We start from the raw sequence: 14,049 nt of genomic DNA, 5'->3' as shown, positions 1-14,049 counted from the left end.
CCGATGCTTGTTCGACCCAGCGCGCGTTTCGGCGCAGCGCTCTTGTTGGCCGTCGCGCTGGCCGGTTGCAGCCGTCAGGCCGCGGCGCCGGCCGCCGCAAAACCCATCCCGGTCTCTGTGCAGGCGGTGACCACCCAGCCCTGGAACTCGACCGTGCAGTCGATCGCCACCGTGCGTGCGCGCGAATCGGTGGCGCTGACCGCGGCGGTGAGCGATGTGGTGGAGCAGGTCAATTTCGACAGCGGCGACGAGGTCAAGGCCGGGCAGTTGCTGCTGCGGCTGCGCGGCAATTCGCAGCAGGCGGCGCTGACGGCCGCCCAGGCCACCTTCGAAGAAACCGATCAGCTGTACCGGCGCCAGTTGAGTCTGGTTGGCCAGCAGCTGGTGGCCAAATCCACCGTGGATACGCAACGCGCGCTGCGCGATGCGGCGCAGGCACGCGTGCAGCAGATGCGCGCGGAGATCACCGACCGCGAGGTGCGTGCGCCGTTCTCCGGCGTGCTCGGCATCCGTCAGATCAGCCCGGGCTCGTTGATCACCTCCAGCACGGTGATCGCCACGCTGGACGATGTGGCGCGCATGTACGTGGACTTCCAGGTGCCGGAGTCGCAGTTCGGCCTGGTGCAGCTCGGCAACCCCGTCAATGGCACCGCGGCGGCGTATCCGGGCCAGCAGTTCGAAGGCGTGGTGGCGGCGATCGATTCGCGCATCGACGAGACCACCCGCTCGGTGACGGTGCGCGCGGATTTCCCCAACGGCGATCGCCGCCTGCGCCCTGGCATGCTGCTGGATGTGCGCCTGTTCCAGCCGGCGCGGCAGGCGGTGGTGATCCCGGAAATTGCGGTGGTGCAGGTGGGGCGCGAGTCCTACGTGTTCCGGGTCAAGCCCGACAGCAGCGTGGAGCGCGCCGACGTGCGCCTGGGCGAGCGCCGCGACGGCAAGGTGGAGATTCTCGACGGGGTCAAGGCCGGTGAGCGCATCGTGGTGGACGGCACCGGCAAGCTGCGTCCGGGCCTGAAGGTGGTCGATCAGGCTGCGCCCGCATCTGCAGCGGCGCACCCGCAGGCAGCACGATGAAGCTCTCCGACCTGTCCATTACCCGCCCGGTGATGGCGGTGGTGATGAGCCTGCTGCTGATCGTGCTGGGGGTGATGTCGTTCACCCGGCTGACCTTGCGCGAGTTGCCGGCGATCGATCCGCCGATCGTGTCGGTGGATGTGGAATACACCGGCGCCTCGGCGGCGGTGGTGGAAAGCCGCATCACCCAGGTGCTGGAAGACGCACTGGCCGGCATCGAAGGCATCGAGACCATCGAGGCGCGCAGCCGCAATGGCGCTTCCGATATCAGTATCGAGTTCGTGCAGTCGCGCGATGTGGAAGCCGCCGCCAACGACGTGCGCGATGCGGTCAGCCGCGTCTCCGATCGCATGCCCGACCAGGCGCGCCCGCCGGAGATTTCCAAGGTCGAGGCCGACGCCGACCCCATCCTGTGGCTCAACATGAGCTCCAGCACGATGGACACGCTGCAGCTGTCCGACTACGCCGAGCGCTACGTAGTGGACCGTTTCTCCAGCCTGGACGGCGTGGCGCAGGTGCGTATCGGCGGGCGCCAGCGCTATGCGATGCGGATCTGGCTGGACCGCGATCAACTGGCCGCGCGCGAACTCACCGTGGCCGATGTGGAAGCGGCGCTGCAGAACGAGAACGTGGAGCTGCCGGCCGGCAGCATCGAATCGGCGCAGCGCGATTTCACCCTGCGCGTGGAGCGCAGTTATCTCAAGCCCGAGGACTTTGCCAAGCTGCCGCTCGGCAAGGGCGAGGGCGGCTATGTGGTGCGCCTGGGCGACGTGGCCAGGGTGGAGCTGACCTCGGCCGAGCGCCGCGCCTACTTCCAGAGCAACGGCGTGCCCAATGTGGGCCTGGGCATCGTGCGCAACTCCACCGCCAACGCGCTGGACGTTGCACGCGAGGCACGCGCGCAGGCCGACGAGGTACAGAAGTCGCTGCCGCAGGGCACCAACATCTTTGTCGCCTTCGACACCACGACGTTTATCGACGCGGCGGTGGAGCGCGTGTACCACACGCTGATCGAAGCGGTGGTGCTGGTGCTGGTGGTGATCTGGGTGTTCCTCGGCAGCGCACGTGCGGCGCTGATTCCGGCGGTGACGGTGCCGGTGTGTCTGATCGCCGCGTTCATCGCGCTGTACGCGTTCGATTTTTCGATCAACCTGCTGACCTTGCTCGCGCTGGTGCTGTGTATCGGCCTGGTGGTGGACGATGCGATCGTGGTGGTGGAAAACATCCAGCGCCGCATCGACCTGGGCGAGCCGCCGCTGGTGGCCGCCAGGCGCGGTACCGGGCAGGTTGCCTTCGCGGTGATTGCCACCACCGCGGTGCTGGTGGCGGTGTTCCTGCCGGTGGGCTTTCTGGAAGGCAATACCGGGCGCCTGTTCCGCGAGCTGGCGGTGGCATTGGCAGCGGCGGTGGCGATCTCGGCCTTCGTGGCGCTGACGCTGACGCCGATGATGTCGTCCAAGCTGTTGCGCTCGCATGGGCAGGCCAAACCCAATCGCTTCCATCGCTGGTTCGATGGCCGCATGCAGGCGGTGTCCGGCGCGTACGGGCGCTCGCTGGAGCGGCATGTGCATCGCACCTGGATCTTCGCGCTGCTGATGCTGTTGGCGCTGGGGGCCAGCGCGTGGTTGATGGGGAGGATTCCTTCCGAGCTGGCACCGGCCGAGGATCGCGGCAACTTCCAGATCATGATCGACGGGCCCGAGGGCGCGGGCTTCGATTACACCGTGGGGCAGATGCATCAGGTCGAGGCGATCCTCGGCCCCTACGTGGGGCCGGACAAGCCGATCGTGCGCGCCAATCCGCGCGTGCCCGGCGGCTTTGGCAGCAGCGAGGAGATGCACACCGGCCGGGTCAGCGTGTTCCTGCAGGACTGGGAAAAACGCACGCGCCCGACCACCGAAGTGGCCGACGAACTGCAGCAGAAACTCAATGTGCTCAGCGGCGTGCGCGCACGCACGCAGGTCAGCGGCGGCCTGGTGCGCAGCCGCGGGCAGCCGTTCCAGCTGGTGCTGGGCGGGCCGGATTATGCGGAGATCGCGCAGTGGCGCGACCGCATCCTGCAGCGCATGGAAGCCAATCCCGGCTTGGTCGGCCCGGACTCGGACTACAAGGAAACCCGCCCGCAGATGCGCGTGAACATCGACCGCCTGCGTGCAGCCGACCTGGGCGTGCCGGTGACCGCGATCGGTGGCGCGCTGGAAGCGATGATGGGCTCGCGCCGCGTCACCACGTTCGTGGACAACGGCGAGGAGTACGACGTGATGCTGCAGGCCGGGCGCGAGGGCCGCATGGCGCCGGAAGACCTCACCGCCATCCGCGTGCGCTCCACGCGTGGCGAGCTGATTCCGCTGTCCAACCTGGTCACGCTCAGCGAAGTGGCCGAGGCCGGTACCCTCAATCGCTTCAACCGCCTGCGTGCGATCACCATCAGTGCCGGCCTGGCGCCGGGCTACCCGCTCGGCGAGGCGATTGCCTGGGCGCAGCAGGCCGCGCGCGAGGAACTGCCCGAGTATGCGCAGGTGGACTGGAAGGGCGAATCGCGCGAGTACCAGCAATCCGGCAGCGCGGTATTGCTGACCTTCGGCATGGCCCTGCTGGTGGTGTACCTGGTGCTGGCCGCGCAGTTCGAGAGCTTCGCCCATCCGCTGGTGATCATGCTCACCGTGCCGCTGGCGGTGCTCGGCGCGCTGGTCGGCCTGTGGCTCACCGGCGGCACGCTCAACCTGTTCAGCCAGATCGGCATCGTGATGCTGGTGGGCCTGGCGGCCAAGAACGGCATCCTGATCGTGGAGTTCGCCAATCAGTTGCGCGACGAAGGCCGCAGCGTGCATGAGGCGATCGTGGAATCGGCATCGGTGCGCCTGCGTCCGATCCTGATGACCTCGATCGCCACGGTGGTCGGCGCGATTCCGCTGGTGGTCGCCGGTGGGCCCGGCTCGGCCAGCCGCGCCACGATCGGCGTGGTGGTGATCTTCGGCGTGTCGCTGTCCACGCTGCTGTCGCTGTACGTGGTGCCGGCGTTCTACAGCCTGATCGCGCCATTCACCAAGTCGCCCGAGGCGGTGGCGCGCGAGTTGGAAACCCTGGAGGCGCAGACGCCCTCGGTAGGCGGTCACGCCTGAGTGATACCGGCAGCGGTGCGCTGCTGCCGGTTGTCGGCGACGCGGGATGCTGCGGCCGGCCTTGATCGCGGCGTTTGCATGCGGCTGCATTGCGAACAAAATCCAACAGCGGGGCGCAGGCTGTGCCCAGCGGGCGCGGCAGCGCCAGGCCAGCGCGATTGATGCGACGCCGCAGCGCGGCCGGTTGCCCTTGCGGGCGGCGCGCCCACCGCGTCGGCAGCGCAATGACTAAGGTCACATGACAGGCATGCCCGGCTGTGGTCGACTTCGGCGGTTACCCTGCCCGGAATCGCCAATGCGTCGTCTCGCCTGCCTGCTTGCACCCTCTCTCCTTGCGCTGTGCTGCGGCACCGCGCTGGCGCAGTCCTCCGGCGAGCCGGTGCCCAATGGCCGCCTGCCGACCTGGGCGGTGCCCGAGCGCTACAGCCTGTCGTTCAAGATCGATCCGGACCAGAGCGAGTTCAGCGGGCGCACCAGCATCCGCGTGCAGCTCAAGCAGGCCTCCGATCACCTCTGGCTGCACGGCAAGGAACTGAAGGTCAGCAAGGTCACGGTCAAGCCGGTCAAGGGCAAGGCGCTGACCGCACGCTATGTGCAAGCCGATGCGCAGGCCGGTGTGGTGCGGCTGGATTTCGGCCGCACGCTGCAGCCGCAGACGCTCACCGTGGACATCGTCTACAGCGCGCCGCTCAATCAGCAGCTGCAGGGCCTGTATCAGGTGAAGTACCAGGGCCAGGCCTATGCGATGACGCAGATGGAGCCGATCAGCGCGCGCTACGCGTTCCCCGGTTTCGACGAACCCGCATTCAAGACCCCGTTCGACCTCAGCCTGACCGTGCCCACCGACGACCAGGCGCTGGCCAACACCATCGCCACCTCGACCAAGCCGGCCGGCAAGGGCTGGAAGACGGTGACCTTCGCTCCGACCGTGCCGCTGCCGACCTATCTGGTCGCCTACGCCGCCGGCCCATGGGATGTGGTGGACGTGCCGGCCATGCCGGCCACCCCGCAGCGCCCCAACCCGACCCCGCTGCGCGGCATCGCCGCCAAGGGCCAGGGCCCGCGCATCACCCCGGCGCTGGACCAGACCCCGGCGATCATTGCCGCGCTGGAGGACTATTACGCCTTCGGCTATCCGTTCGACAAGCTCGATCTGGTCGCCGCCCCGGACTTCAGCGCCGGTGCAATGGAAAACCCTGGGTTCGTTACCTTCCGCGACTGGCTGTTGTTGCTGGACAAGGACTCGCCGGCCGAGAACGTGCAGCGCTCCTTCAACACCAATGCGCATGAGCTGGCCCACCAGTGGACCGGCGACGCCGTCACCATGGAGTGGTGGGACGACCTGTGGTTGAACGAGGCGTTCGCCACCTGGATGCAGCAGAAGATCACCATGCAGCTGCACCCGGAATACCGCGCCAATCTGGACCGCATCGGCGGCGCGCAGCATGCGATGGACAACGACAGCCTGGTCAGCGCGCGCAAGATCCGCCAGCCGATCACCGGCAACGGCGATATCGAGACCGCCTTCGACGGCATCACCTACCAGAAGGGTGCGGCGGTGCTGGCGATGTTCGAGGCTTTCGTCGGCGAAGACGTGTTCCGCCAAGGCATGCGCGCCTACATCGCCAAGCACAAGTTCGGCAGCGCCACCGCCGACGATCTGGTCGATGCGATCGCTGATGCCGCCGGCAAGGGCGAGGAGTTCAAGGCCGCCTTCCGCAGCTTCCTCAATCAGCCGGGCGTGCCGTATCTGCAGACCCAGCTTGCCCGCGAAGGCGGCAAGACCGTGGTCAAGCTGCAGCAGCAACGCTATCTGCCGTTGGGTTCCACCGGCTCCACCGCGCAGCAATGGGACGTGCCGGTGTGCGTCAAGTACGGCAAGGGCAAGAACCAGGTCGGCACTGCCTGCCAGATGCTCGCAGACGGCAGCGGTAGCATCGTGCTGGACGGTGCCGGCAAGAACACCTGGGTGTTCCCGAACGCGCGTGGCGCCGGCTACTACCGTTTCAGCCTGCCCAAGAAGCAGCTGGCTGAACTGGGCAAGCAGGTCGGCCAGCTCGACGACAACGAACAGCTGGCCTATGCCGATGCGATCGATGCGGCCTACCGCCACGGCGATACCGACGGCGAGGCCGTGCTGGCAGCGCTCAAGCAGTTGGCGCCGTCCGAATCGGCCGATGTGTCCACGGCGCTGCTGAACCGCTTCGTGTGGATCTGGCGTTACCAGGCCACCAGCGAGGCCCAGCGCGACGTACTGCGCAAGGCGGCCGAACAGGCGTATCTGCCGCGTCTGCGTCAGCTGGGTTACACGCGGCGTGGCGGCGAGTCGATCGACGACACCAGCCTGCGCTCGGCGCTGGCCGGGCTGTTCGCGCTGCGCCTGCAGAACGCGGAGGTGCGCAAGGCACTGCTGGCGCAGGGCGATGCGGTCCTGGCCGGCGGCAATGGTGCGCTGGACTTCTCCAAAGCCAATCCGGATCTGCTCGGCACCGCACTGGCAGTGACCGCGCAGGAGCGCGGCGCACCGGCGGTGCAGAGCCTGATCGACGCATTGCGCACGCATGCCGACCCGGCGCAGCGCAACGCCATGATCGCCGCCCTGGGCACGCTGCAGGACCCGGCGCTGCTCAAGCAGGTGCGTGATTTCGCGCTGACCGATGCGATCAAGGTGGGCGAGATGAAGAGCCTGCTGATGCGCGGTCACAGTTACGAGGTCTCGCATGCGTCGATGTGGCCGTGGTTCACTGCCAACTTCGACCGTATCGTGCAGCGCAGCGGTTCGTTCGACGGCGGCGGATTGCCGGCGCTGGGCGCGTCCGGCGGTTGCAGCGTGGAAGAAGCCGACCGCCTGGATGCGTTCTTCAAGCCGCGCCTGGCCACGCTCAGCGGCGCCGACCGCGGCATGGCGCAGACCGGCGAGACCATCCGTCTGTGCGCCGCGCTCAAGCAGGCGCAAACCGCCAAGCGCTGAGCCGCGGCCTGCCGCCCGGGTGTGCGGTATCGGCAGTGGCGATACCGCGCACATCGCATCAGGAACGGCTACAGGCAACTGCATGTTCCGCCAGTCGGGCGCGGCGGGACCATCCGGCATCGGCCAGGGTGCTGCTGCGCAATGGCTTCGTCGAAGAAGGCTGCAGCCGCTGCGCGATCATGCGGCCGGATGGGCTGCACGATTTGCGCGTGTTCGCGCGGGTGGAGTTGCCGGCCGATCTGGACTGATCCCGGCCACGTGCGCTGGCGAACGCGTGGGCCAGGCGCGTCTGCGCACTGCGGGTTGGTGCAGATCCGTCACCGGCATCGGCACCAATCCCGTGTGTCCTGCATAGCGTCAACGTCAACACGATTCACCCGAGCTGCAGGGCCTCGAAGGCCGCGCTTCGGCTACCTCGTATACGGCTCGTTGCGCCAGTGGCTTACCATCGTCGCCAATGCGTCTGCACCGCCGGCTATGCCGGCCTGCAGGATGACGAACACCGCTGGTGGCGGAAGGGGCGATACGGTCCCCGCAGAGCCAGCAAGCAACACGAACCCTGGATACGACGATGACACAGCATGATGGACGGGGCGGACGACCGCCGCGCGATGGCGGCAGCTCCGGCGCCTCGCACAATCCCTGGGGCCGCGCCGCGCCGCGCACACCGGCAGCGCGCCCGCCGGCACAGCAGGCGCCAACGGCTTACGCGCCCGCTGCTGCGCAGTCCGCGGTGACGTCGTCCGGCGGCAACGCGCGCGAGCTGCGGCTGTACGGCATCAACGCAGTGCAGGCCGTGTTCAAGGCGCGCCCGGAGGCGGTGCGCAAGCTGTATCTGAGCGAGGCGCGCATTCCGCAGTTCAAGGCCCTGCTGGCCTGGTGCGTGGCCCAGCGCATCGGTTACCGCGTGGTCGAGGAAGCCGATCTCAGCAAGCTCGCCGCCAGCACCCACCACGAGGGCGTGGTGGCCGATGTGCTGCGCGTCGCCCCGCAGCCGTTGCAGGACTGGCTGGCCGCGTTGCCGCAGGGGCCGGTGCTGGCGCTGTGGCTGGATGGCGTGGGCAACCCGCACAACTTCGGCGCGATTTTGCGCTCGTCCGCGCACTTCGGGGTGGCCGGCCTGCTGCTGCCTGCCGGCTCCACGCTGGGTCTGTCCGGCGCAGCCGCGCGCGTGGCCGAAGGTGGCGCCGAAGCGGTGCCGCTGGTGCAACTGCCCGACACCGCAACGGCGATGGCGCAGCTGCGTCAGGCCGGTTTCGCAGTGGCGGCCACGCTGGTGGAGGGCGGGCAGGACGTGTTCGCCGCCGCGCTGCCGCAACGGCTGGTGTATGTGATGGGCGCGGAAAGCGAGGGCATGGACCGCCAGTTCGCGCGCGATTGCGACCTGCAGTTGTCGATCCGCGGCAGCGGCAAGGTCGAAAGCCTCAACGTGGCCTCGGCCACCGCCGTGTTCCAGGCCGCCTGGCGTGCCCGCGCGTTGGGTGGAGAGTCGTGATGCGCCTGTGTGCCGGTCTGCTTGCCGCCGCTTGTGCGTTGAGCGTCAGCGCGCACGCTGCAGCGGCATCCACGCCTGCCGCACCGCCGCAGGTGCGCACCGATCATGGCCTGGTGCGCGGGCAGTGGCAGGACGACGGCAGTGCGGTGTTTCGCGCGATTCCGTTTGCCGCGCCACCGCTGGGCGCGCTGCGTTGGCAGCCGCCGCAACCGGCCGCTGCCTGGTCGGGCGTGCGCGATGCCACCCAGGCCGCCACCCCGTGCGTGCAACCGGCGCTGGGCTGGAACGATGCCATGGCCAGGCGCGGTACGGAAGATTGTCTTTACGTCGAGGTGCAGACGCCCACGCTGCAGCCGGCCAAGCCGCTGCCGGTGTTCGTCTGGATCCACGGCGGCGCCAATGTGGCCGGTGGCGCCGATGGTCATCTGCCGACCAACCTGGTCGCACAGGACATGCTGGTGGTGACGCTGCAGTACAGGCTCGGTGCGCTCGGCTTCCTGTCGCTGCCGGAATTGCGCGATGGCGACCATCAAGCCGCCGGCAACTACGCCTTGCTCGATCAGATCGCCGCGCTGCAGTGGGTGCGCGACAACATTGCGCAGTTCGGTGGCGACCCTGCGCGGGTCACCATCGCCGGGCAGTCGGCCGGTGGCCAGGATGTGGGCTTGCTGATGCTCAGCCCGCTGGCACGCGGCCTGTTTTCGGCGGCGATCGAGCAGAGCGGCACCGCCGGTTTCGGATTGCCGGCGCGTTCGCTGGAAGACAATCGCGCGCTGGGCGTGGAGATCGCCAAGCGTGCAGGTATCGACGACCCCGCCACGCGCCTGGCGCAGTTGCGTGCGCTGCCGGTGGAGCAGCTGATCAAGGCTGGGCAGGATGTCGACGTGCCGGCACTGGATGACGATGGCTACATCTGGCTGCAGGCGGTCGTCGATGGGCGCGTGCTGCCGCGTGCGCCGGCCGCGTTGCTGGCCGAGGGCGCGCAGGCCAAGGTGCCGCTGTTGATCGGCTATGTGGTGCAGGAGCTGGAATACGGCGGCAAACAGGGCGCGCAGGCGCGGCTGCGTCGCGACTATCCGGCGCAGGCCGATGCCGTGCTGCAAGCGCAGCGCACGCATGCGGCGCAGCGTGCCGCACGGCAGGGCGATGCAGCGATGCAGCTGTCCACCGATCTGACCTTCCGTTGCCCGGCAGTAACTGTCGCCCAGCATCAGGTCGCGCTTGGCGTGCCGGTGTGGCATTACGTGTTCGATACCGCCGCACCGGGCGGGCAGGTCACGCATAGCGCCGAGTTGCCGTTCCTGTTCAAGGATCTGCCGATCGGCCAGCCGCCGGTGAGTCTGCAGCGCTATTGGGCCGCGTTCGTGCAGCGTGGCGATCCCAACACCAAGGGCTTGCCGGCCTGGCCTGCATTTGCGCCCAAGCATGCGGCACTGCAGTTCGACGCCAATGGCGTGCGCCTGCTCAAGGATGCACGCCCGGCGGTGTGCGCAGGCGTGGACTTGCCGTAATCGATCGCGCGTACCGACACGGTACGCGCGATTGACTCAATGCAACTCAATTAACTCAGCGTGCGCAGCCCGGCCCGCCGAAGTAGAAGCCGCCGTTCTGCATTTCCGGCGACAGTGTGGTGCGGCTGACGCCTGCGCCCAGTGCGTACGGATAGGTGTAACCGGCCATCGCCAGCGTGTAGCAGGACGGCTGCTTCACATTCAAGCTCGACAGGCGCTGCGCGGGATGGGCGGCCATCGCCGCATCGCGATAGAAGTGGTTGGCCTGGAACGCGGCCTGGCGATAGCCTGCGTTGGCAAATCGGCCGCTGCCCATCGGTGCGCTGGGACGACCATCCAAGGTGGAAATTTCGCCGCCCGCAGAGATGAAGATGTTCGCGCTGCCCTCGGCAATATCGCCCGCGTAAAGCTCGGACTTGTAGTAGCCGATCCATTCGCCATTCAAACCGAACCACCAGTAGCCGTCGGCATTGCGCTGGAACTCCACATGCAGCATTGCCTGCTTGCCGCCTGCGGTGCTGAAGCCACCGGCCGGTGCTGCACCAAGCACGTTGGCAGTGCTGGTCTGCACGAAGTCGGCGCAATCCAGATTGTGGCAACCGGTGGTGATGTAGCCATCCTGGGTGGAGTAGATAAACAGGATCGGCCGCGTGCCCCAACCGGCCCCGGGCTGTGTCTGCCAACCGGCTTCCAGCGTCTGGATCACGCCCTGGCGGGTGTAACCGCCCAGCCAGATCTGGCTGATCGATTGCGCATCGTTGGCGGTGACGGTCGGCACCCAGGTGTTGAGATCGGCGCCGGCACCGGTCACCGGCGAGCCTGCGGTGTCCAGGTAGATGGTGGAGTAGTAATGCACCACCGATGCCGCCTCCTGCGCCGCCGGCACGGCATCTGCCTGCCTGGGCGCAATCACGCTAGGGGTGGTGCCACGCAGAAAGCTGCGCAGATCCGCATGCTTGCTGATCTCGGCCAGGCCGATGCGTTCTAGCGGCACGCTGCCGGTGTCGCACCGTTGCACCGCATCGATCGGCGTGACGGTGCCGATGTTGCCCGGGGTGGCGGGCGGCGCCGCCGGCGCGCTGCCATCGCGCAGTGCCGGCTGCTGCTCACGCGGAATGCAGTCGAACACCTTGCCGTCCTGATGCACGCTGCGTAGCACCGTCAGGCCGTTGTAACGATTGAACACATAGCGCTGCATTTCGGCGAACGCGCTGGGGCCGCTGACCTTGGCCGTGGCGCCACGCGTGGCGTAATCGAGCTGCGCCTGCGCATCCAGGAACTTCTTGAAGTCGCGCGTGACCTGCGGAAATGCACGCGATGCCTGCAGCGACGTACGCAGCGTATCGCGCCGCACGGCTGCGATGCTTGCGGTGGCAGGTGTTCGCAGCAGCGGTGGCATCAGTGTGTCGATGCTGCGGTCGCTACTGGCCGAGATCGATGGCGGTAGCAGCGTGGCGGCGCCAACGGCGGGAGCGAGTGCACAAACGCAGAGCGCAGCAACGGCGCGGCCGATCGACATCGGCCGATAAGAACGGAAGATCATGTGTTTTCCCCTGGCGCCGGAACGGAACTGCCTGCACGCGGCGCACCCTGCAGGACAGCGCCTTCAGTCTGCAGTGGCATCCGGGCTTGGCTAGCCGGCGCATGCCTGCGTTGAAGGCGTGCGCATCCTAACTGCCTAAAAAACAAATGGATCGGCAGACACGCATTGCGTGATATCAGGCACACCGCAAGCGCAATGCGCTAAGCGGATGCCGTGCCGATGATCATGCACACCCTTGCGTACGGCGCGTTGCCGATGCGCAAAGGTGTGCACGGTCACCCCACCATAAGCATGGCTGTTCTTACTTTTTTTGCAGTCGCACGGCGGCGCCACCGTTTGCAGCCAATGGCAGCTGCAGGCTGTCGTTGGAGGTGAGTTTGCGCGTGTCGATACGCACCTCCGTCGGGGCCGCGCCGTCGGCGTAGATGGTGGCGGTCCAGCTACCCTTGCCCAGGAATGCCAGCGGCAAGGTCAGCGTGCGTGCCTGCTCGTTGGTCATCGCGCCCACGTACCAGTCCTTGCCGCTACGCCGCGCCAGCGCGATGTGTTCGCCGATCGCGCCATCGAGTGCGCGTGTCTCATCCCAGCTCGCCGGCACATCGCGCAGGAACTGCGCTGCCGGAACGTTTTCGTATTGTTCCGGGCTGTCGGCAACCACCGCGAACGGGCTTTCGTAGACCACATACATCGCCAGTTGCTGCGCACGCGTGGTCATCACCTGCGGTGCGATGTGCTGCATCTTGAACTCGGCCGGGCGCACATTGCGGAAGCCACCCGGTGTGTAATCCATCGGCCCGAGTAACATGCGCGTAAACGGCAGCGTGAGGTTGTGGGTGGCGGTGATGCGAGTGGTCCACTTGTTGTACTCGGCGCCGAGCACGCCTTCCTGCGTGAGGTAATTGGGATAGGTGCGGGTCAGGCCGGTGGGGTGATAGGCGCCATGCAGATCCACCAGCAGTTTGTGCTCGGCGGCCTTGGCTAACAGGCGGTGGTAGAAATCCACCATCTGCTGGTCGTCGCGGTCCATGAAGTCGACCTTGATGCCCTTGATGCCGAGTTGCTGATACCAGGCGAGTGCTTCGTCCATGTGCGCATCCAGCGCGCGCCAATGCGCCCATAGCCACAGCCCGACATCGCGCTGCCGTGCGTAGGCCACCAGACCCGGCAGGTCGAGCTGCTCCACCGGGCGGCGGATATCGGCATCGACGTTGTACTGGCCATCGCCGGTGCTGCCGAAATACCAGCCATCGTCGATCAGCATGTATTGCAGTTTCAATTGCTGCGCGTGATCGATGTAGCGCTGAATCGTGGCGGTATTCATGCCCGGCTGTGCCACGCCGCTGGCCAGTGAGCCGGACCACCAATCCCATGCCGATTTGCCCGCGCGCACCCAGCTCGCATCGAAGGCTGGCGGCGGGTTGAGTGCGGAAATCAGATTGGATTCGATCAGGCTGGCCGGGCTGTCACCCAGCATGATCACCCGCCAAGGCGTGGCGAAATCACGGCCCTTGGCATCAAAGCTGACGGCCAGCGTGGGGTCGTCCAGGCGTGGCGATAATTTCGCCGACACGCCCAGGCTGCCATCCTCGCGGCCGGTGAGATACAGGCCGGCATAATCGCGCAGGTTCGCCTCGGCAATTGCCAGCGTGGTGCCGCTGGCATCGGTCTGGCACACCAGCGGCAACTCGAGCAGATTGTGCGGGCGCAGTCTGGATGCGGCAATCGCATCGTATTCGCCCTCGTGGCTGGTGCCGAAGCGGCCCAGGTTCAAGGTCCAGCATGGGTAATCGCCGGGGAATGCAAAGCCGGTGAGCTCATTGCGAATCCGCACCTCGCCGGCATTTGGCAGCACATAACGCAGCGCAACGCCGTCGTCGTAGGCGCGCAATTCCACCGTCAGGCGTCGCTGTTTGGGGTCCGACAACTGCACGCGCAATTGACGATAGTGATCGCGTGCCTGACGCGTCTTGCCCACGGGCAGGGCGAAGCGGCTGTCATGTGTTTCGGTGGTGCTGCCCTGCAGCGTCATCGCCTTGCCGAGCGTGTCGGCGCGGCCCAGATCCAGTCCGAGCGGGGCGTCGTCGAGCACGACTTTGTTGCGATACAGCACGCGATAGGTCGGCACGCCGCCCGCTCGCAGCGTGAATTCCACCTGCGTACGTGCGTCGGGCGACTGCACCTGCAAACGCTGCGCAGCTGCAGGCAGCGCGATCGAATACAGCAGCGCGCACGCCGCCGGTAATGCGGACTGGATCAGGTTTCGCATGGGTCCCTCCTCCTGGGAGCGCCAACCCTAACGCAGAACGGTTGTCGTCGATATCCACCTGGGG

At 67.1% G+C, this 14,049-nt stretch carries 7 protein-coding genes and 1 pseudogene; 6 read left to right on the top strand and 2 right to left on the bottom strand.

Features of this window, described 5'->3' with window-relative positions:
* Positions 1-3: 3 nt before the first annotated feature.
* From XarjCFBP7645_RS02830 to XarjCFBP7645_RS02800, 6 genes and pseudogenes are all read left to right on the top strand, one after another.
* A complete protein-coding gene (locus XarjCFBP7645_RS02830) occupies positions 4-1,077 on the top strand; it encodes an efflux RND transporter periplasmic adaptor subunit (protein WP_047130381.1) in 1,074 nt (357 codons plus the stop codon).
* Positions 1,074-4,199, top strand: a complete 3,126-nt coding sequence (locus XarjCFBP7645_RS02825; RefSeq protein ID WP_104536144.1) for an efflux RND transporter permease subunit — start codon at positions 1,074-1,076, stop codon at positions 4,197-4,199. The genes XarjCFBP7645_RS02830 and XarjCFBP7645_RS02825 overlap by 4 nt, the downstream gene beginning before the upstream one ends.
* Positions 4,200-4,494: 295 nt before the next feature.
* Complete coding sequence (locus tag XarjCFBP7645_RS02815) at positions 4,495-7,170, top strand: M1 family metallopeptidase (RefSeq protein WP_104536142.1); 2,676 nt, start codon at positions 4,495-4,497, stop codon at positions 7,168-7,170.
* A gap of 65 nt (positions 7,171-7,235) precedes the next feature.
* A pseudogene (locus XarjCFBP7645_RS02810) lies at positions 7,236-7,418 on the top strand (GNAT family N-acetyltransferase); the annotation flags it as partial.
* 323 nt (positions 7,419-7,741) lie between these two features.
* Positions 7,742-8,665 carry a TrmH family RNA methyltransferase gene (locus XarjCFBP7645_RS02805; RefSeq protein WP_039812226.1) on the top strand — a complete coding sequence of 308 codons (924 nt, stop codon included), beginning with the start codon at positions 7,742-7,744 and terminating at the stop codon, positions 8,663-8,665.
* Positions 8,662-10,176 carry a carboxylesterase/lipase family protein gene (locus XarjCFBP7645_RS02800; RefSeq protein WP_039512353.1) on the top strand — a complete coding sequence of 505 codons (1,515 nt, stop codon included), beginning with the start codon at positions 8,662-8,664 and terminating at the stop codon, positions 10,174-10,176. Before XarjCFBP7645_RS02805 ends, XarjCFBP7645_RS02800 begins: the two co-directional genes overlap by 4 nt.
* A 55-nt stretch (positions 10,177-10,231) precedes the next feature.
* Here the strand turns inward: XarjCFBP7645_RS02800 and XarjCFBP7645_RS02795 are convergent, their stop codons facing one another.
* Complete coding sequence (locus XarjCFBP7645_RS02795) at positions 10,232-11,719, bottom strand: neprosin family prolyl endopeptidase (RefSeq protein WP_258079493.1); 1,488 nt, start codon at positions 11,717-11,719, stop codon at positions 10,232-10,234.
* Positions 11,720-12,020: 301 nt separating this feature from the next.
* On the bottom strand, positions 12,021-13,985 hold the full coding sequence (locus XarjCFBP7645_RS02790) for a glycoside hydrolase family 97 protein (protein WP_104536139.1): 1,965 nt from the start codon (positions 13,983-13,985) through the stop codon (positions 12,021-12,023).
* Between the last annotated feature and the right edge of the window lie 64 nt (positions 13,986-14,049).

This window comes from Xanthomonas arboricola, assembly GCF_002940665.1.
GTDB lineage: Bacteria > Pseudomonadota > Gammaproteobacteria > Xanthomonadales > Xanthomonadaceae > Xanthomonas > Xanthomonas arboricola_B.
This window is presented reverse-complemented; position numbering and strand designations above follow the sequence as displayed.